Consider the following 18,228-nt stretch of genomic DNA (forward strand, 5'->3'; position numbering starts at 1 on the left):
GCCTCAGCCGGCGAGGATACGCTCGACCGCAGGGCGATTCAGCCCCTTGAGGCCGATGACGACGAGCCGCGAGCGGCGGTCGTCCGCAGCCGTCCAGGCGCGGTCGTAATAGTGATTGACGCGCGGGCCGACGGCCTGCAGCAGCAGCCGCATCGGCTTGCCGCCGACCTCGACGAAGCCTTTCACGCGCAGCACGTTTTCCTGCTCGGCGGCAAGGGCGACGCGTTTTGCCAGCTCGTCCGGATGCGAGATCGACGGGATATCGATGACGAAGGAGTCAAAATCGTCATGCTCATGGTCGAGCTCGTCGTCATGATGGGTCTTGCGGTTCTCGATGTCGTCCTCGACGGCAAGGCCAAGGCCGAGCAGGACTGACGGATCGACCTTGCCGTGCGTTGTCGGCACGACTTTCACGGCACGCGCCACATGCTCGCCGATGACGGCGTTGGCGCGCTCCGAACCCGCCGCGTCCATCAGGTCGCTCTTCGACAGGATGATCAAGTCGGCGCAGGCGATCTGGTCCTCGAACACCTCCTCGACCGGATCGTCATGGTCGAGGGAATCGTCGGCAGCGCGCTGCGCCTTGAGCGCGTCCATGTCGGAGGCGACGCGGCCGTCGGCCAACGCCGGGCCGTCGACCACGGCAATGACGCCGTCGACGGTGACGCGGCTCTTGACCGTCGGCCACTGAAAGGCCTGAACCAGCGGCTTCGGCAGCGCCAGGCCGGAGGTTTCGATCAGGATGTGGTCGACCTTCGGCGAGCGTGACAGGATCTGGTCGAGCGCCGGCACGAAATCGTCCGCCACGGTGCAGCAGATGCAGCCATTGGCGAGTTCGACGATGTTCTCCTCCGGGCAGGTGTCGATGCCGCAGCCTTTCAGGATCTCGCCGTCGATGCCGACATCGCCGAACTCGTTGACGATGATCGCCAGCCGCTTGCCTTTGGCGTTCTCGAGCAGGTTGCGGATCAGCGTCGTCTTGCCGGCTCCGAGGAAGCCGGTGACGACGGTGCACGGAACACGGGAAACGGAAACGTTCATGGTCGGTCCTTCAGGAGATCGAGAGGCGGGATGCGGGCAACGAGCCCGCGCTTGAGGGAATCGGGCCGGCCGCGCCACGGGATGAGGCCATCGGTCGACGTGGCGAAGAGCTTCGCGCCGGCGACGAGGTCGGCGCCGCTGGTCGTTTCCAGGTCGCCGAAGACATAGCTCCAGCAGCCGTCGCGCAGCAGCGCGGCACTCAGGCGGCGCTTGCAATTGCCGAGGCATTCGACAGTGCGGATGCGGATATCCTGGCCCGACGCTGCGCTGCGCGTATCCTCGGCCAGCAGGGCGCCGGCGCGCGGACGCGCGTCCGAACCGGTTTCGTCACGGCAGGACGAGCAGACGATGACGGTCACGCCGGCCAGCGCGTCATCGCGCTTGGACGAAACGTCCGCGATATTAGCCGGGAAACTGCCGTTGCGATCCAAAACCATGCTCCTTGCCCGGAAAACCCGCCGGGCGATCGGATACTTCAACTCTCAGACGGCAGGTCTCCTGGCTCGCGGGTCATCGCCTTCTCGTGCCGCCTTCCCGGGGAAATCCCAGTGGTTTTCGGCTGAGGCTCTTCGCTCACAGTTGCGGGGACAGCCGCGGATTTGGAATTTTTCAACTCCGCACCGCATTCCCTCTTGGCTCCTCCCTTTGCCGGGAGAAGACCGTCTGGGTCAGGATTTAGGCTTACGGCCATGCGCCTGTCAACGCGCGGCTACGACACCCGGATGTCGGCCAGCGCCGGACCGAGGTCGCCGGCGGGTGTCACCTCGATGCGCTCCAGGCCAAGCCAGCGCTGCATCTGTTTCAGTTCGTCGAAGAGCTGGGCAGCCGTTTCGGGCGGAGCGTGGGCTTCAGCGTAGGCGGCGTGGACGCGCAGCACGCTGGCCGGGCGATCGGCCCGCAAGTCGACACGCGCGACGATCCGGTCGCCGAGCAGGAAGGGCAGCACGTAATAGCCATATTGGCGCTTTTCGGCCGGCGTGTAGATCTCGATGCGGTAGCGGAAGTCGAAGAGCTTTTCCGTCCGCGTGCGCTCGAAGACGACGGGGTCGAACGGGGCGAGCAGCGCGCGCGCCTCGATCCGGCGCGGAAAACGGGCGTCCTTGTGGAGATAGGCGGTCTTGTCCCAGCCTTCGACCCGCACCGGCAGCAGCTCGCCGGCCTCGACCAATTCCTCGATCCTGTCTTTCGTGTCGCCTGGCGCCAGGCGAAAATAGTCGCGGAGGTCGCTATAGGTGGCGACGCCATGGGCGCGGGCGGAAATGCGCAGCAATTCGCGATGCGCGTCCTCGACCGAGGGCACCGGCAGATCGAGCACGGCCTGCGGCAAAACGCGCTCGGGCAGGTCGTAGTAGCGCTCGAAGCCGCGCCGATAGGCGGTGGTGATGCGTCCGGCCCAGAACAGCCATTCGAAAGCGTGCTTGGCCTCGCTCCAACCCCACCAGCCGCCATTGCCCTTGTGGCCCTCGATGTCGGAGGCGGCGATCGGCCCGCGTTCGGCCACCTCCTTATAGATCTCATTGATCATCGCCTTGCGCTCGCGGCCCCATTTGGCGAGGCCGAGATACATTTCCTCGCCGCGTTCGGCGCGCTGCATGCGCCAGCGCAGGAGTGGATAGGTCTCGACCGGAAGGAACGACGCCTCGTGCGCCCAATATTCGAAGATGGCGCGCTTGCGGGTCACGGCTGCATTGTCCAGCAGCGCAAGCGGGTAGGGGCCGAGGCGCGAATAGAGCGGCATGTAATGGGCGCGCACCACCGCGCTGACGGAATCGATCTGCAGCAGGCCGGTCCGGGAGAGCACGCGGGCGAGGTGCCGGCGGTTGGGCTCGCCGCCCGGACGAGGGTCCGTAAAACCCTGCGCGCCGAGCGCGATGCGCCTTGCCATGCGAAGAGAGATTTTTTCCTTCATCAAGGTGCCTTTGCCTCGATCCGTTTACCTGATTTCCAGCCGGTGATTCCAGCCATGCTAACAGGCAAATGGCGGGAGATCTGTCAGGAGAGAAAAGTGGAGTAAAAAGTGAAGGAAATCAAACAGGAGCGGATCGGACCAGTTTCTTCCGATATGGCGTCCAGCGCCGGATTTTGAACAAGGTTTGACTTGCGTCGCCGAAACCGCTGCGCTAACCCTCGCCGCGTTGCAGCATGGCCCTTTAAAACGGTTCAGCGGTTAAACTGTCACGCTTCCGCATTAGAGTCCGTTGCTGTAATCAAAGTGAACTGGCCCGCCAAAGGAAAGTCGCCGCATGAGCGCACTCCTAAGTTCGTATCTGCCCATCGTCCTGTTCATCGCAGTGGCGATGGTCGTCGGTCTCGCGCTGATCATCGCGCCGTTCCTGGTGGCCTACCGCAATCCCGACCCGGAAAAGCTTTCCGCCTATGAATGCGGGTTCAACTCCTTCGACGACGCCCGCATGAAATTCGACATCCGCTTCTACCTGGTGTCGATCCTGTTCATCATCTTCGATCTCGAGGTCGCCTTCCTGTTCCCATGGGCGGTGTCCTTCTCGAAGGTCGGCATGCTCGGCTTCTGGTCGATGATGGTGTTCCTGGCGGTGCTGACCATCGGCTTTGCCTATGAATGGAAAAAAGGAGCGCTGGAATGGGATTGAACGACAGTTCAGGCACCCTCGTCGCGCCGAAGCCCAAGGGCATCATCGACCCCAACACCGGCAGGCCGGTAGGGGAGGACGATCCCTTCTTCCTGGAAATCAACAACGAGTTGGCCGACAAGGGCTTCCTCGTCACCTCGACCGAAGCGCTGATCACCTGGGCGCGCAGCGGCTCGCTGATGTTCATGACCTTCGGCCTCGCCTGCTGCGCGGTCGAGATGATCCACACCTCGATGCCGCGCTACGACAGCGAGCGTTTCGGCGTCGCGCCGCGCGCGTCTCCCCGCCAGTCCGACATCATGATCGTTGCCGGCACGCTGACCAACAAGATGGCGCCGGCGCTGCGCAAGGTCTACGACCAGATGCCGGAGCCGCGCTACGTCATCTCGATGGGCTCTTGCGCCAATGGCGGCGGCTACTACCATTATTCCTATTCGGTGGTGCGCGGCTGCGACCGCATCGTGCCGGTCGACATCTATGTCCCCGGCTGCCCACCGAGCGCGGAAGCGCTGCTCTACGGCATTCTTCTGTTGCAGAAGAAGATCCGCCGCACCGGCACGATCGAACGGTGAACCAATGGCCCTGGCGTTGAACGAACTCTCCACCTATCTCGGCGAGAAGCTCTCCGGCCGTATCGGCGAAGCCGTGCTTGCCTATGGCGAGCTGACCGTTTCCGTCGAGCCGGGCAACCTGATCGAGGTGGCGACCTTCCTGCGCGACGATCCGCGCTGCCAGTTCATCTCGATCATCGACATCTGCGGGGCCGACTACCCGTCGCGGGCCAAGCGTTTCGACGTCGTCTACCACCTATTGTCGCCAAAGCAGAATGGGCGCATCCGCCTCAAGGTCCAGGCCGACGAGGAGACGCTGGTGCCGTCGCTGACCTCAGTCTACCCCGGCGCCGACTGGTACGAGCGCGAGACCTACGATCTTTACGGCGTGCTGTTCTCCGGCCATCCGGATCTGCGCCGCATCCTTACCGACTACGGCTTTGACGGCCACCCGCTGCGCAAGGATTTTCCGCTCACCGGCTTCGTCGAGGTGCGCTACGACGACGAGGCCAAGCGCGTGATCTACGAGCCGGTCGAGCTTAAGCAGGAATTCCGCAATTTTGATTTTCTTTCTCCCTGGGAAGGGACGGACTACGTCCTGCCGGGCGACAAGAAAGCGAAGCAGTGAATGGTGAATAGTGAATGGTGAATGGACGAGACGCAGGGAAAGATACGCGACTATCGCGATCTCATCGTCTGGCAGGAGGCGATGGATATCGCCGAATCCATTTACGCTTTGACGCGCGGGTTTCCGCGCGAGGAAATGTTTGGACTGGCGGCTCAGATGCGGCGATGCGCAGCTTCTATTCCGGCGAACATTGCGGAAGGTTTCGGGCGCGCGCAGCGGCGACCGTTCATTCAATTCCTTCGCATCGCGCAGGGCTCGTTGAAGGAGCTGGAAACACACACCATGCTCTGCGGTCGCGTTGGATTATTGTCCAGGGAGCAGGCTGCAAGTCTGGAACCAGGTTACACCAGACTGGGCAAAAGGCTGGTCTCGTTCGTCCGGTCGCTCGAGGAAGAGCGCGAATGACCATTCACCATTCACCATTGACCATTCACTATTCGCCAAGGGCAATCCATGGCTGAGACCTCCGTCCGCAATTTCAACATTAACTTTGGGCCTCAACACCCCGCAGCGCACGGTGTTTTGCGGTTGGTTCTTGAACTCGACGGCGAGGTTGTCGACCGCGTCGATCCGCATATCGGCCTGCTTCATCGCGGCACCGAAAAGCTGATCGAGGCCAAGACCTATCTGCAGGCCGTGCCTTACCTCGACCGGCTCGACTATTGCGCGCCGATGAACCAGGAGCATGCCTTCGCTTTGGCCGCCGAGCGGCTGCTCGGTATCGAGGTGCCGAAGCGCGGCCAGCTGATCCGCGTGCTCTATTCCGAAATGGGCCGCATCATGTCGCACATCCTCAATGTGACGACGCAGGCGATGGACGTCGGCGCGCTCACCCCGCCGCTATGGGGCTTCGTCGAGCGCGAAAAGCTGATGGTCTTCTACGAGCGCGCCTCAGGCTCGCGCATGCATGCGGCCTATTTCCGGCCGGGCGGCGTGCACCAGGACCTGCCGCAGAAGCTGATCGAGGATATCGGCAAGTGGATCGACCCGTTCCTGAAGTCGATCGACGATCTCGACGCGCTGCTCACGCCCAACCGCATCTTCAAGCAGCGCAATGTCGATATCGGCACGGTGTCGCTGGCCGATGCCTGGGCCTGGGGTTTTTCCGGCGTGATGGTGCGCGGCTCGGGCGCGGCCTGGGACCTGCGCAAGGCACAGCCGTATGAATGTTACTCCGAGATGGATTTCGACATCCCGGTCGGTAAGAACGGCGACTGCTTCGACCGCTATCTCGTGCGCATGGAAGAGATGCGCCAGTCGGCGAAGATCATGCGCCAGTGCGTCGATCTACTGCTCGGCAAGGAAAGCGCCGGCCCGGTGTCGAACCTCGATGGCAAGGTCGTGCCGCCGAAGCGCGCGGCGATGAAGCGCTCGATGGAAGCGCTGATCCATCACTTCAAGCTTTATACCGAGGGCTACCGCGTTCCGGCAGGCGAGGTCTATGCGGCCGTCGAGGCGCCGAAGGGCGAGTTCGGCGTCTATCTCGTCTCCGACGGTACCAACAAGCCCTATCGTTGCAAGCTGCGGGCGCCAGGCTTCGCGCATCTGCAGGCCATGGATTTCCTGTGCCGCGGCCACATGCTGGCCGACGTCACCGCCGTGCTTGGCTCCCTCGACATCGTGTTTGGTGAGGTCGATCGCTAAATGTCAGTCCGCCGTCTCGCAGAAGCCAGCGTCCAGCCAGCGTCCTTCGCCTTCAACAAGGAGAATGCGGCGGCGGCCAAGCAGTGGATCGCCAAATATCCCAAGGGACGCGAGCAATCAGCCATCATCCCCTTGTTGATGCTGGCGCAGGAACAGGAAGGTTGGGTCACCAAGGCGGCGATCGAGACGATCTCCGACATGCTCGGCATGCCGCGCATCCGCGGCCTCGAGGTCGCGACCTTCTACACCCAATACCAGCTCAATCCGGTCGGCACTCGCGCACACATCCAGGTCTGCGGCACCACGCCCTGCATGCTGCGCGGCTCCGAAGCGTTGATGGATGTCTGCCGGTCCAAGATCCATCACGATCAGTTCCACACCAACGAGAAGGGCACATTGTCGTGGGAGGAGGTCGAATGCCTCGGCGCCTGTGTCAACGCGCCGATGGTCATGATCTTCAAGGACACGTTCGAGGATCTGACGCCTGAGCGCCTCGCCGAGATCATCGATCTCTATGAAACGGGCAAGGGCGCGGAAGTTAAGCCGGGCCCGCAGAACGGACGTACCGGCTCCGAGCCGGCGTCCGGGCTGACGACGCTGAAGAGCGAAAGGGCGATCCTGAAGACGACTCGCGACAAGGAAGCCAAGGCTGCCGCGAAGGCGGCCAGGGACGCCGCCGCTGCTGCGCCTGCCGCGGCTCCGGCCGCCGTTGTTTCGCAGGCGCCTGCCGCGCCATCGGCGCCGGTCGGACCTTCGAAAACCAGCAAGCCGAAAACGGATGCGCCCGAAACAAGCCCGGCATTGACGACGCCGTCGCCGGTCAAGGTTTCGCCGGCCACCGAAAAGGCGGCCAGCGTCAGGGCGCCACGTCACTCCGCGGCAAACGCCAACCAGGCTTCTCCGGAAGTCGAAGGGGTTTCGAAGCCGCGCAGCGGGCCGAAGACCAAGGCGGAACCAGCCGCGGCGTTCAAGTCGCCGGAGACCAAGCAGCCCGCCGCCAAGGCAGATGCCAGCCCAAAGACGGGCAAGCCCTCGCTCGAGGACAAGAGCCGCCCGGCCGGCATTGAGCGGCCGGCAGCGGTCGACGATCTGAAGCTGATTTCCGGCGTCGGTCCGAAGATCGAGGGCACCTTGCATTCGCTTGGCATCTACACTTTCGCGCAGGTTGCCTCGTGGAAGAAGGCCGAGCGCGAATGGGTCGACGGCTATCTCAATTTCCGCGGCCGCATCGAGCGCGACGACTGGGTGAAACAGGCCAAGGCGCTCGCCAAGGGCGGCGTCGCCGAATACATCCGCGTCTTCGGCAAGAAGCCGGTCTGAGGGACGAGAAATGCTCCAGGACAAAGACCGCATCTTCACCAACATCTACGGCCTCTTCGACAAGTCGCTGGCCGGAGCGCAGGCGCGCGGCATCTGGGACGACACGCCCGGCCTCATCGCCAAAGGGCGCGACTGGATCGTCAACGAGATGAAAGCGAGCGGCCTGCGTGGCCGCGGCGGCGCCGGTTTCCCGACCGGCCTGAAATGGTCGTTCATGCCCAAGCAAAGCGACGGTAGGCCGGCCTATCTGGTCATCAACGCCGACGAATCCGAGCCGGGCACCTGCAAGGACCGCGACATCCTACGCAACGATCCGCACACGCTGGTCGAGGGCGCGCTGGTCGCCGGCTTCGCCATGGGTGCGGTCGCCGCTTATATCTATGTGCGCGGCGAGTTCATCCGCGAGCGCGAGGCGCTGCAGCGGGCCATCGACGAGGCCTATGCGGCGAAGCTCATCGGCAAGAACAACACGTCCGGCTACGACTTCGACGTCTACATGCACCATGGCGCCGGCGCCTATATCTGCGGCGAGGAGACGGCGCTGCTCGAAAGCCTGGAAGGCAAGAAGGGCCAGCCGCGGCTGAAGCCGCCATTCCCGGCCAATGTCGGCCTCTATGGCTGCCCGACCACGGTCAACAACGTCGAATCGATCGCCGTGGCGCCGACCATCCTGCGCCGGGGCGCCGCCTGGTTCTCGTCCTTCGGCCGGCCGAACAATGCCGGCACCAAGCTGTTTTGCGTCTCTGGCCACGTCAACAACCCGTGCACCGTCGAAGAGGCGATGTCGATCCCGTTCCGCGAGCTGATCGAGACGCATTGCGGCGGCATTCGCGGCGGCTGGGATAATCTGCTGGCGGTCATACCCGGCGGCGCCTCGGTGCCGTTGGTGCCGGCCGAGCAGATCATGGACGCGCCGATGGATTTCGACGCGCTGCGCGACCTCAAATCCGGCCTCGGCACGGCGGCCGTCATCGTCATGGACAAGTCGACCGATATCGTGAAGGCGATCGCCAGGCTTTCCTACTTCTACAAGCATGAGAGCTGCGGCCAGTGCACACCGTGCCGCGAAGGCACCGGCTGGATGTGGCGGGTGATGGAGCGGCTGGTGCGCGGCGAAGCGCAGAAGCGCGAGATCGACATGCTGCTCGACGTCACCAAGCAGGTCGAGGGCCACACGATCTGCGCGCTGGGCGACGCGGCGGCCTGGCCGATCCAGGGCCTGATGCGGCACTTCCGCGGCGAGGTGGAACGCCGCATCGACGAGTTTTCGCACAACGCGCACCGGGTCGAGCCGGTGATGGTGGCGGCGGAATAGATTTGTGAAGACGGGCAATTGCCCGGGACGGAAAAGCAGGGGCGGGGCGTACGAAGAAACGACCAGGAGATGTCTATGGCGCCGTATTCGATAGCCTACCCGCTGATGCCTTATTGGGACCAACTCGAGAAGATGAACCAGGACCTGACAAAGATGATGCCGAGGGAGATGGCCAGCGCCGTCAACCTCATGGCGCATCCCGTCGCGGGCGCGGCCGCGATGTCGGCGCTGGGCATCGGATTTGCCAACCAGGCCCTGGGCGTCTGGATGGGCGCGCTCTCCGGCGCGGTCGAAGCCTCGCAGCGCATGTTCCAGCCGTTCCTCGATGATCTCGAGGCGCGGACCGAGGCCGCCAACAATTCGTCCAAGGCGCGCAAGGCGACAGAGACGCTGATCGCCGAGGCGCAGACCTTTGCCAGGGACATGACCGACATCGCGGCCAACGCCACCGAGAAGGCGCTCGACACGGCAGGTGCCGACACGGTTGCCGGAACCGCCGCGACCGGGCTGATGCCGGAGGATTTCAGGCAGCCCAAGGCGATCGACAAGCCGGGGAAGCCTTCCGACCTGAAGGCGATTTCGGGCATCGGGCCGAAGCTCGAGAAGGTTCTGAACGGCCTTGGCATCTGGACTTATGGCCAGATCGCTGCCTGGACGTCGGAAGAGATTGCCTGGGTCGAGGATTACCTGTCGCTTGCCGGCCGCATCGGCCGCGACGACTGGCTCGGTCAGGCGGCGGCGCTGGCCGCCAAGTAGCGAGATGAAATGCCGGGCGCGGCATCGGCTGCGCCCGGAAAGAGAGATTGCGGGAAATCCGCGAAGGTTTGAGGCGAATGGCAAAGCTCAAGGTCGACGGGAAAGAGATCACGGTACCCGACCACTACACGCTGCTGCAGGCGGCCGAGGACGCCGGCGCGGAAGTGCCGCGCTTCTGCTTCCACGAGCGGCTGTCGATCGCCGGCAATTGCCGCATGTGCCTGATCGAGGTGAAGGGCGGCCCGCCCAAGCCGCAGGCCTCCTGCGCCATGGGCGTGCGCGACCTGCGCCCCGGCCCGAATGGCGAGCCGCCGGAGATCTTCACCAACACGCCGATGGTCAAGAAGGCCCGCGAAGGCGTGATGGAGTTCCTGCTGATCAACCATCCGCTGGATTGCCCGATCTGCGACCAGGGTGGCGAGTGCGACCTGCAGGACCAGGCGATGGCTTTCGGCGTCGATTCTTCGCGCTATCACGAGAACAAGCGCGCGGTCGAAGACAAATATATCGGCCCGCTGGTCAAGACGGTGATGAACCGCTGCATCCATTGCACGCGCTGCGTCCGCTTCACCACCGAGGTCGCCGGCATTTCCGAGCTCGGCCTGATCGGCCGCGGCGAGGATGCCGAGATCACCACCTATCTCGAACAGGCGATGACGTCGGAATTGCAGGGCAACGTCATCGACCTCTGCCCGGTCGGCGCGCTGACCTCCAAGCCGTTCGCCTTCCAGGCGCGGCCGTGGGAACTGACCAAGACGGAATCGATCGACGTCATGGATGCCGTCGGCTCGGCGATCCGCGTCGACAGCAGAGGCCGCGAGGTGATGCGCATCCTGCCGCGCGTCAACGAGGCGGTGAACGAGGAGTGGATCTCCGACAAGACCCGCTTCATCTGGGACGGCCTGCGCACGCAGCGCCTCGATCGTCCTTACGTGCGCAAGAACGGCAAGCTCGCTCCGGCAAGCTGGGCGGAAGCCTTCGCGGCGATCAAGGACGAGGTGTCGAAGACCGCGCCCGAGCGCATCGGCGCCATTGCCGGCGACCTCGCCGCGGTCGAGGAGATTTATGCGCTCAAGCTTCTGATGGCCGCGCTCGGCTCCAAGAACATCGACTGCCGCCAGGATGGCGCAGCGCTCGACCCGTCGCTCGGCCGCGCCAGCTACATCTTCAATCCGACCATCGAAGGCATCGAGCAGGCCGACGCGGTGCTGATCGTCGGCGCCAATCCGCGCTTCGAGGCCTCGGTGCTCAACGCCCGCATCCGCAAGCGCTGGCGCGTCGGCAACCTGCCGGTCGGCGTTATCGGCGAGATCGGCGACACGCGCTATGACTACGAGCTCATCGGCGCCGGGCCGGAGTCCTTGAAGGATCTGGCCGACGGCAACGGCAAGTTCTTCGAGGTGCTGAAGAATGCAACGCATCCGCTGATCATCGTCGGCCAGGGTGCCTTGGCGCGCTCGGACGGCGCGGCGGTGCTCGGCCAGGCGGCAAGGCTGGCGACGGCCGTCAATGCCGTCACGGCCGATTGGAACGGCTTTGCGGTGCTGCACAACGCTGCGGGCCGAGTCGGCGGGCTCGACGTCGGCTTCGTACCGGGCGAGGGCGGCAAGAATGTCGCCGGCATGCTGGGCGAAACGGATCTCCTGTTCCTGCTTGGCGCCGACGAGATCGACATGGCCAAGACCGGCGGCGCCTTCGTCGTCTATATCGGCACGCATGGCGATGCCGGCGCGCACCGTGCCAACGTCATCCTGCCGGCTGCCGCCTACACCGAAAAGTCCGGCACCTACGTCAACACGGAAGGCCGCGTGCAGCAGACCAACCGCGCCGGCTTCGCCCCGGGCGAAGCGCGCGAGGACTGGGCGATTCTCAGGGCGCTGTCGGATGTGCTCGGCAAGAAACTGCCGTTCGATTCGCTGGCGCAGCTGCGTGCCAAGCTCTATGGCGAACATCCGCATCTCGCCCGCATCGACCAGGTTCTGGCCGGCAGCTCCGAAGACATCGCCAGGGCGGCGAAGCTCGGCGGACGCCTGAACAAGAGCACTTTCACCTCGCCGGTGAAGGATTTCTATCTGACCAACCCGATCGCGCGGGCCTCGGCCGTGATGGCTGAATGTTCGGCGCTGGCCAAGAGCGGCTTCAAGCAGGCGGCGGAATAAGCATGGATACCTTCTTCTCCTTCTACGTGCTGCCTGCGCTGCTGATCCTGTTGAAGTCGGTGGTGTTGATCGTCGTTCTCCTGATCTTCGTCGCCTATGTGCTCTACGCCGACCGCAAGATCTGGGCGGCCGTGCAGCTGCGCCGCGGCCCGAACGTCGTCGGCCCCTGGGGCACGCTGCAGGCCTTCGCCGACCTGTTGAAGTTCGTGTTCAAGGAGCCGGTGATCCCGTCCGGTGCCAACAAGGGCGTTTTCCTGCTGGCGCCGCTGGTCTCGGCGGTGCTCGCAATCTCGGCCTGGGCCGTCATTCCGGTCAATCAGGGCTGGGCGATCGCCAACATCAATGTCGGCATCCTCTATGTCTTCGCCATCTCCTCGCTCGAGGTCTATGGCGTGATCATGGGCGGCTGGGCGTCCAATTCGAAATATCCGTTCCTCGGCGCGCTGCGCTCGGCCGCGCAGATGGTGTCCTACGAAGTCTCGATCGGCTTCGTCATCGTTACGGTGCTGCTCACCGTCGGTTCGCTCAACCTGTCCGACATCGTGCTCTCGCAGCAAGACGGCCTCGGCACGAGGCTCGGCCTGCCCAACACGTTCCTCGACTGGCACTGGCTGTCGCTGTTCCCGATGTTCATCGTGTTCTTCATCTCGGCGCTGGCGGAGACGAACCGTCCGCCTTTCGATCTCGTCGAGGCGGAATCGGAACTGGTTGCCGGCCATATGGTTGAATATTCGTCGACGCCGTTCCTGCTCTTCTTCCTGGGCGAGTACGTCGCCGTCGTGCTGATGTGCGCGTTGGCTACCATCCTCTTCCTTGGCGGCTGGCTGCCACCGTTCGATTTCGCGCCCTTCACCTGGGTGCCTGGCCTGATCTGGTTCGTGCTCAAGGTCTGCCTGGTGTTCTTCATGTTCTCGATGGTGAAGGCGTTCGTGCCGCGCTACCGCTACGACCAGCTGATGCGACTGGGCTGGAAGGTCTTCCTGCCAATCTCGCTCTTCATGGTCGTCGCCACCGCGGCCTTCCTCAAGATCACGGGGTTTGCGTGATGTCCGCTCTGGCCCAAGCCGCAAAGGCGCTGCTGCTGAAGGATTTCGTCAGCGCCTTCTTCCTGTCGATGCGCCAGTTTGTGGCGCCGAAGGAGACGATCAACTATCCGCACGAGAAGGGGCCGACCAGCCCGCGCTTCCGTGGCGAGCATGCGCTGCGCCGCTACCCCAACGGCGAGGAACGCTGCATTGCCTGCAAGCTCTGCGAAGCGATCTGCCCGGCGCAGGCGATCACCATCGAGGCCGGTCCGCGCCGCAACGACGGCACGCGCCGCACGGTGCGCTACGACATCGACATGGTGAAGTGTATCTATTGCGGCTTCTGCCAGGAAGCCTGCCCGGTCGACGCCATCGTCGAGGGGCCGAATTTCGAATTCGCGACCGAGACGCGCGAGGAGCTTTACTACAACAAGGAAAAGCTGCTCGCGAACGGCGATCGCTGGGAGCGGGAATTGGCGCGCAACATCGCGCTGGACGCGCCCTATCGCTGACATTTGACGTATGGACGGGGCGCAGGGGCCTCGTCCAGAGGATGATCCCGAAAAGTTGCTGACTTTTCGGACCAGATCATCCTCCGGAATGAAAAAGTGGCGCATGTTTCTTTCGATCGGAGTCTTTGAACCCGATCGGAACATGCGCTAGGAACACGCGGCTTCGCACCGGAGGCGGGACGAAGCCAGAGACAACGGAGAGGATGAATGTCCGATCCGACAGGAACCCGGGGGAACCCATGCTGAGTGGATTAGAGGCGGTCTTTTTCTACCTCTTCGCCTTTATTGCCGTGGCGTCGGCCTTCATGGTCATCTCGTCGCGCAACCCCGTGCATTCGGTGCTGTTCCTCATCCTCACCTTCTTCAATGCCGCCGGGCTGTTCCTGCTGACCGGCGCCGAGTTCCTGGCCCTGATCCTGCTCGTAGTCTATGTCGGCGCGGTGATGGTGCTGTTCCTGTTCGTCGTCATGATGCTCGATGTCGACTTCGCCGAGATGAAGCAGGGCGCGCTGCAATACGCGCCGATCGGCGCGCTGGTCGGGCTGATCCTGGCGGCTGAGCTGATCGTCGTGCTAGGCGGCTACAGCTTCGCGCCGCAGCTCGCCTCCACGGTCGCGAAGCAGACGCCTGATCTCGCCGCACGCTCGAATACGGCCGCGCTCGGCGACATCCTCTATACGGACTACCTCTATTACTTCCAGATCGCCGGCCTCGTGCTCCTGGTCGCCATGATCGGCGCCATCGTCCTGACGCTGCGCCACAAGGAAGGCGTCAAGCGGCAGTCGATCGCCGCTCAGGTCGGCCGCACGCCGGCCACGGGCATGGAAATCCGCAAGGTCAAGTCGGGCGAGGGTATCTGAGATGGTCGTCGGCATCGCGCATTATCTGACGGTTTCGGCGATCCTGTTCACGCTCGGCGTGTTCGGCATCTTCTTGAACCGCCGCAACATCATCGTCATCCTTATGTCGATCGAGCTGATCCTGCTCGCGGTCAACATCAACTTCGTCGCCTTCTCGGCGGCGCTGCATGACCTCGTCGGACAGGTCTTCGCCCTGTTCGTGCTGACGGTCGCTGCGGCCGAGGCCGCGATCGGACTTGCCATCCTTGTCGTCTTCTTCCGCAACCGCGGCTCGATCGCGGTCGAAGACGTGAACCAGATGAAGGGTTGACGGGAACCACCATGTACCAGGCCATCGTCTTCCTTCCGCTGCTCGGCTTCCTGATCGTCGGCCTGTTCGGCAATTCGCTCGGCGCCAAGGCATCCGAATACATAACCTCCGGCTTCCTGGTGATCTCGGGGGTGCTGTCGTGGATCGCCTTCTTCACCGTCGGCTTCGGCCATGGCGAGGTGTTCACCGTGCCGGTGCTGCGCTGGATCCAGGCCGGGGGCCTCGATGCCGCCTGGGCGCTGAGGATCGATACGCTCACGGTCGTGATGCTGATCGTCGTCAACACGGTGTCGGCGCTGGTCCATATCTATTCGATCGGCTACATGCACCACGATCCCGACCGGCCTCGCTTCTTCGCCTACCTGTCGCTGTTCACCTTCGCGATGCTGATGCTGGTGACGGCCGACAACCTGGTGCAGATGTTCTTCGGCTGGGAAGGTGTCGGCCTCGCCTCCTACCTGCTGATCGGCTTCTGGTACAAGAAGCCGTCCGCCAACGCCGCCGCGATCAAGGCCTTCGTCGTCAACCGTGTCGGCGACTTCGGCTTCGCGCTCGGCATCTTCGGCGTTTTCGTGCTGTTCGGCTCGGTCAATCTCGGCACCGTCTTTGCCAATGCAGCCTCCTTCCTTCCGGCCGAAGGCGCGCCGGAAGGGGCCGCCGTGCTCACCTTCCTCGGCCATGCGCTCGACAAGCACACGGCGCTGACGGTGGTCTGCCTGTTGCTCTTCATGGGCGCCATGGGCAAGTCGGCGCAGGTGCCGCTGCACACTTGGCTGCCCGACGCCATGGAAGGCCCGACGCCGGTCTCGGCGTTGATCCATGCCGCGACCATGGTGACGGCCGGCGTGTTCATGCTGGCGAGGCTTTCGCCGCTGTTCGAGCTGTCGCATTCGGCGCTCACCGTCGTCACCTTCATCGGCGCCTTCACCGCCTTCTTCGCGGCGACCGTCGGCCTGGTCCAGAACGACATCAAGCGCGTCATCGCCTATTCGACCTGCTCGCAGCTCGGCTACATGTTCGTGGCGCTCGGCGTCGGCGCCTATGGCGCGGCGATCTTCCACCTGTTCACGCACGCCTTCTTCAAGGCGCTTTTGTTCCTCGGCTCGGGCTCGGTCATCCACGCCGTCTCCGACGAGCAGGACATGCGCAGGATGGGTGGGTTGAGGACGCTCATCCCGAAGACCTACTGGATGATGGTGGTCGGCACGCTGGCGCTGACCGGCGTCGGCATCCCGGCGACGGTCATCGGCACCGCCGGTTTCTTTTCCAAGGATGCAATCATTGAGACGTCCTTCGCCAGCCACAACGCGGTCGCCGGCTTCGCCTTCATCCTGCTCGTGATCGCCGCCTGCTTCACCAGCTTCTATTCCTGGCGGCTGATCTTCATGACTTTCCACGGCGAGCCCCGCGCCAGCCACGAGGTCATGCATCATGTCCATGAATCGCCGCCGGTGATGCTGGTGCCGCTCTATGTGCTGGCGGCCGGCGCGCTGTTTGCCGGCGTCATCTTCCACGGCGCCTTCATCGGCGAGGGCTATGGCGAATTCTGGAAGGCGTCGCTGTTCACTCTGCCTGAGAACCAGATCCTGCACGAGATCCACGAGCTGCCGCTGTGGGTGGAACTGGCGCCGTTCATCGCGATGCTGATCGGCCTGGCGGTCGCCTGGAAGTTCTACATCCGCTCGCCGGAACTGCCGCGAAGCGTCGCCGCCAACCATCGCCTGCTCTACGGCTTCCTGCTCAACAAGTGGTACTTCGACGAACTCTACGACTTCCTGTTCGTGCGGCCGGCGAAGCGCCTCGGCCGGTTCCTGTGGAAGACCGGTGACGGCGCCATCATCGATGGGCTTGGTCCCGATGGCATCTCGGCGCGCGTCGTCGACGTTACCAACCGCGTCGTCAAATTGCAGACCGGCTACCTCTACCACTATGCCTTCGCCATGCTGATCGGCGTGGCCGCTCTCGTCACCTGGATGATGCTCTGATGACCGACTGGCCAATCCTCTCGCTGGTCACCTTCCTGCCGCTGGTTGGTGTTCTGCTCATTCTGCCGATCAGCGACGACAGCGAAAACGCGCGGCGCAACATCCGCTCGATCGCCTTCATCACGACGGCCTTCACCTTCGTGGTCTCGCTGTTCATCTGGAAGGGATTCGACAATTCGCAGGCCGGCTTCCAGTTCGTCGAGAAACACGCCTGGCTGGATTCGGGCATTTCCTACCACATGGGCGTCGACGGCATCTCGATGCTGTTCGTCATCCTGACCACCTTCCTCATGCCGCTTTGCATCCTGGCCTCGTGGGACGCGATCGAGAAGCGGGTCAAGGCCTACATGATCGCCTTCCTGATCCTCGAGACGCTGATGATCGGCGTGTTCTGCGCGCTCGACATCGTGCTCTTCTACGTCTTCTTCGAGGGTGGCCTGATCCCGATGTTCATCATCATCGGCGTGTGGGGCGGCAAGCGGCGCGTCTACGCCTCGTTCAAGTTCTTTCTCTATACGCTCGCCGGCTCGGTGCTGATGCTGCTCGCCATCATGGCGATGTTCTTCCAGTCCGGCACGACCGACATCACCACACTCTTGACGCACAATTTCCCGGCCAGCATGCAGACCTGGCTGTGGCTTGCCTTCTTCGCCTCCTTCGCGGTGAAGATGCCGATGTGGCCGGTGCATACCTGGCTGCCCGACGCCCACGTCGAGGCGCCGACCGCAGGCTCGGTCATCCTGGCCGGCATCCTCCTGAAGATGGGTGGGTACGGCTTTCTGCGCTTCTCGCTGCCGATGTTCCCGTTGGCGTCGGAGACCTTCGCGCCGCTGATCTTCACGCTCTCCGTCGTCGCCATCATCTACACCTCGCTGGTGGCGCTGATGCAGGAGGACATGAAGAAGCTGATCGCCTATTCGTCGGTCGCCCATATGGGCTTCGTCACCATGGGCATCTTCGCGATGAACCAGGAAGGCGTGCAGGGCGCGATGTTCCAGATGCTCAGCCACGGCCTCGTCTCGGGCGCGCTGTTCCTGTGCGTCGGCGTCATCTACGACCGCATGCACACGCGCGAGATCGACGCCTATGGCGGGCTGGTCAACAACATGCCGAAATACGCCACCGTGTTCATGATCTTCACCATGGCCAATGTCGGCCTGCCGGGCACCAGCGGCTTCATCGGCGAATTCCTGACCATGCTCGGCATCTTCAGGGTCAACACCTGGGTAGCGTTCTTCGCCGCCACCGGAGTGATCCTGTCGGCGGCTTACGCGCTCTGGCTCTACCGCCGCGTGATCTTCGGCGCGCTGACCAAGGAAAGCCTGAAGAACCTGCTCGATCTCTCGACGCGCGAGAAGGCGATCGTCTACCCGCTGGTGGCGCTGGTCATCTTCTTTGGCGTCTATCCGGCGCCGGTGTTCGACGCCACGGCGCAGTCGGTCAAGGCGCTCGTCACCAATGTCACCGCATCCATCAATTCCGCGCAGACCGCGGCGGCGAACTGACTGGGGAA

The 18,228-nt window shown here is 63.5% G+C and carries 18 protein-coding genes and 1 riboswitch; of the genes, 15 read left to right on the plus strand and 3 right to left on the minus strand.

Features of this window, described 5'->3' with window-relative positions:
- Positions 1 to 3: 3 nt before the first annotated feature.
- The 3 genes from cobW to P9236_RS01580 form a co-directional block, all read right to left on the minus strand.
- Positions 4 to 1,041, minus strand: a complete 1,038-nt coding sequence (gene cobW / locus P9236_RS01570) for a cobalamin biosynthesis protein CobW (RefSeq protein ID WP_278072849.1) — start codon at positions 1,039 to 1,041, stop codon at positions 4 to 6.
- Positions 1,038 to 1,472: a DUF1636 family protein gene (locus P9236_RS01575; protein ID WP_278073054.1), complete on the minus strand. Its 435-nt coding sequence runs from the start codon at positions 1,470 to 1,472 to the stop codon at positions 1,038 to 1,040. The genes cobW and P9236_RS01575 overlap by 4 nt, the downstream gene beginning before the upstream one ends.
- Positions 1,473 to 1,511: 39 nt before the next feature.
- A riboswitch (cobalamin riboswitch) is annotated at positions 1,512 to 1,720 on the minus strand.
- 30 nt (positions 1,721 to 1,750) lie between these two features.
- The gene (locus tag P9236_RS01580; protein ID WP_278072850.1) at positions 1,751 to 2,950 is read right to left on the minus strand and encodes a winged helix-turn-helix domain-containing protein; all 1,200 of its coding nucleotides are present in this window, start codon (positions 2,948 to 2,950) and stop codon (positions 1,751 to 1,753) included.
- A gap of 334 nt (positions 2,951 to 3,284) precedes the next feature.
- Here P9236_RS01580 and P9236_RS01585 point away from each other — a divergent pair, with 334 nt between their 5' ends.
- The 15 genes from P9236_RS01585 (at position 3,285) to P9236_RS01655 (ending at position 18,220) form a co-directional block, all read left to right on the plus strand.
- Complete coding sequence (locus P9236_RS01585) at positions 3,285 to 3,650, plus strand: NADH-quinone oxidoreductase subunit A (RefSeq protein WP_149791214.1); 366 nt, start codon at positions 3,285 to 3,287, stop codon at positions 3,648 to 3,650.
- Positions 3,641 to 4,222 carry an NADH-quinone oxidoreductase subunit B gene (locus P9236_RS01590; protein WP_013531090.1) on the plus strand — a complete coding sequence of 194 codons (582 nt, stop codon included), beginning with the start codon at positions 3,641 to 3,643 and terminating at the stop codon, positions 4,220 to 4,222. Before P9236_RS01585 ends, P9236_RS01590 begins: the two co-directional genes overlap by 10 nt.
- Before the next feature lie 4 nt (positions 4,223 to 4,226).
- Positions 4,227 to 4,829, plus strand: coding sequence for an NADH-quinone oxidoreductase subunit C (locus P9236_RS01595; RefSeq protein WP_278072851.1), 603 nt, complete (start codon positions 4,227 to 4,229; stop codon positions 4,827 to 4,829).
- A gap of 21 nt (positions 4,830 to 4,850) precedes the next feature.
- On the plus strand, positions 4,851 to 5,234 hold the full coding sequence (locus tag P9236_RS01600) for a four helix bundle protein (RefSeq protein WP_278072852.1): 384 nt from the start codon (positions 4,851 to 4,853) through the stop codon (positions 5,232 to 5,234).
- A 48-nt stretch (positions 5,235 to 5,282) separates the two neighbouring features.
- Positions 5,283 to 6,473 (plus strand): NADH-quinone oxidoreductase subunit D, encoded by a 1,191-nt coding sequence (locus P9236_RS01605; RefSeq protein ID WP_278072853.1) that lies wholly within the window; start codon positions 5,283 to 5,285, stop codon positions 6,471 to 6,473.
- Positions 6,474 to 7,793, plus strand: coding sequence for an NADH-quinone oxidoreductase subunit E (locus P9236_RS01610; RefSeq protein ID WP_278072854.1), 1,320 nt, complete (start codon positions 6,474 to 6,476; stop codon positions 7,791 to 7,793).
- A gap of 10 nt (positions 7,794 to 7,803) precedes the next feature.
- Complete coding sequence (gene nuoF / locus P9236_RS01615; protein ID WP_278072855.1) at positions 7,804 to 9,108, plus strand: NADH-quinone oxidoreductase subunit NuoF; 1,305 nt, start codon at positions 7,804 to 7,806, stop codon at positions 9,106 to 9,108.
- Between the two features lie 75 nt (positions 9,109 to 9,183).
- Positions 9,184 to 9,864 carry an NADH-ubiquinone dehydrogenase gene (locus P9236_RS01620; protein WP_278072856.1) on the plus strand — a complete coding sequence of 227 codons (681 nt, stop codon included), beginning with the start codon at positions 9,184 to 9,186 and terminating at the stop codon, positions 9,862 to 9,864.
- A gap of 77 nt (positions 9,865 to 9,941) precedes the next feature.
- Positions 9,942 to 12,023: an NADH-quinone oxidoreductase subunit NuoG gene (gene nuoG / locus P9236_RS01625; protein ID WP_278072857.1), complete on the plus strand. Its 2,082-nt coding sequence runs from the start codon at positions 9,942 to 9,944 to the stop codon at positions 12,021 to 12,023.
- Positions 12,024 to 12,025: 2 nt separating this feature from the next.
- Positions 12,026 to 13,069, plus strand: coding sequence for an NADH-quinone oxidoreductase subunit NuoH (gene nuoH, locus P9236_RS01630; protein WP_278072858.1), 1,044 nt, complete (start codon positions 12,026 to 12,028; stop codon positions 13,067 to 13,069).
- A complete protein-coding gene (gene nuoI, locus P9236_RS01635) occupies positions 13,069 to 13,560 on the plus strand; it encodes an NADH-quinone oxidoreductase subunit NuoI (protein WP_066998784.1) in 492 nt (163 codons plus the stop codon). Before nuoH ends, nuoI begins: the two co-directional genes overlap by 1 nt.
- Before the next feature lie 239 nt (positions 13,561 to 13,799).
- Entirely contained in the window at positions 13,800 to 14,420 is a 621-nt protein-coding gene (locus P9236_RS01640; protein ID WP_278072859.1) for an NADH-quinone oxidoreductase subunit J, read from the plus strand.
- A 1-nt stretch (position 14,421) separates the two neighbouring features.
- Positions 14,422 to 14,730: an NADH-quinone oxidoreductase subunit NuoK gene (nuoK, locus tag P9236_RS01645; protein ID WP_066998791.1), complete on the plus strand. Its 309-nt coding sequence runs from the start codon at positions 14,422 to 14,424 to the stop codon at positions 14,728 to 14,730.
- An 11-nt stretch (positions 14,731 to 14,741) separates the two neighbouring features.
- Complete coding sequence (gene nuoL, locus P9236_RS01650) at positions 14,742 to 16,715, plus strand: NADH-quinone oxidoreductase subunit L (RefSeq protein WP_278072860.1); 1,974 nt, start codon at positions 14,742 to 14,744, stop codon at positions 16,713 to 16,715.
- Complete coding sequence (locus P9236_RS01655; RefSeq protein WP_278072861.1) at positions 16,715 to 18,220, plus strand: NADH-quinone oxidoreductase subunit M; 1,506 nt, start codon at positions 16,715 to 16,717, stop codon at positions 18,218 to 18,220. The genes nuoL and P9236_RS01655 overlap by 1 nt, the downstream gene beginning before the upstream one ends.
- Positions 18,221 to 18,228 lie beyond the last annotated feature (8 nt).

Origin of the sequence: Mesorhizobium sp. WSM4884 (assembly GCF_029625675.1) — a bacterium.
Lineage (GTDB): Bacteria > Pseudomonadota > Alphaproteobacteria > Rhizobiales > Rhizobiaceae > Mesorhizobium.

Coding starts and splice junctions, on each gene's coding strand:
- cobW (WP_278072849.1), bottom strand. CDS start 1,041: ATGAACGTTTCCGTTTCCCGTGTTCCGTGCACCGTCGTCACCGGCTTC.
- P9236_RS01580 (WP_278072850.1), bottom strand. CDS start 2,950: ATGAAGGAAAAAATCTCTCTTCGCATGGCAAGGCGCATCGCGCTCGGC.
- P9236_RS01585 (WP_149791214.1), top strand. CDS start 3,285: ATGAGCGCACTCCTAAGTTCGTATCTGCCCATCGTCCTGTTCATCGCA.
- P9236_RS01590 (WP_013531090.1), top strand. CDS start 3,641: ATGGGATTGAACGACAGTTCAGGCACCCTCGTCGCGCCGAAGCCCAAG.
- P9236_RS01595 (WP_278072851.1), top strand. CDS start 4,227: ATGGCCCTGGCGTTGAACGAACTCTCCACCTATCTCGGCGAGAAGCTC.
- P9236_RS01600 (WP_278072852.1), top strand. CDS start 4,851: ATGGACGAGACGCAGGGAAAGATACGCGACTATCGCGATCTCATCGTC.
- P9236_RS01605 (WP_278072853.1), top strand. CDS start 5,283: ATGGCTGAGACCTCCGTCCGCAATTTCAACATTAACTTTGGGCCTCAA.
- P9236_RS01610 (WP_278072854.1), top strand. CDS start 6,474: ATGTCAGTCCGCCGTCTCGCAGAAGCCAGCGTCCAGCCAGCGTCCTTC.
- nuoF (WP_278072855.1), top strand. CDS start 7,804: ATGCTCCAGGACAAAGACCGCATCTTCACCAACATCTACGGCCTCTTC.
- P9236_RS01620 (WP_278072856.1), top strand. CDS start 9,184: ATGGCGCCGTATTCGATAGCCTACCCGCTGATGCCTTATTGGGACCAA.
- nuoG (WP_278072857.1), top strand. CDS start 9,942: ATGGCAAAGCTCAAGGTCGACGGGAAAGAGATCACGGTACCCGACCAC.
- nuoH (WP_278072858.1), top strand. CDS start 12,026: ATGGATACCTTCTTCTCCTTCTACGTGCTGCCTGCGCTGCTGATCCTG.
- nuoI (WP_066998784.1), top strand. CDS start 13,069: ATGTCCGCTCTGGCCCAAGCCGCAAAGGCGCTGCTGCTGAAGGATTTC.
- P9236_RS01640 (WP_278072859.1), top strand. CDS start 13,800: ATGCTGAGTGGATTAGAGGCGGTCTTTTTCTACCTCTTCGCCTTTATT.
- nuoK (WP_066998791.1), top strand. CDS start 14,422: ATGGTCGTCGGCATCGCGCATTATCTGACGGTTTCGGCGATCCTGTTC.
- nuoL (WP_278072860.1), top strand. CDS start 14,742: ATGTACCAGGCCATCGTCTTCCTTCCGCTGCTCGGCTTCCTGATCGTC.
- P9236_RS01655 (WP_278072861.1), top strand. CDS start 16,715: ATGACCGACTGGCCAATCCTCTCGCTGGTCACCTTCCTGCCGCTGGTT.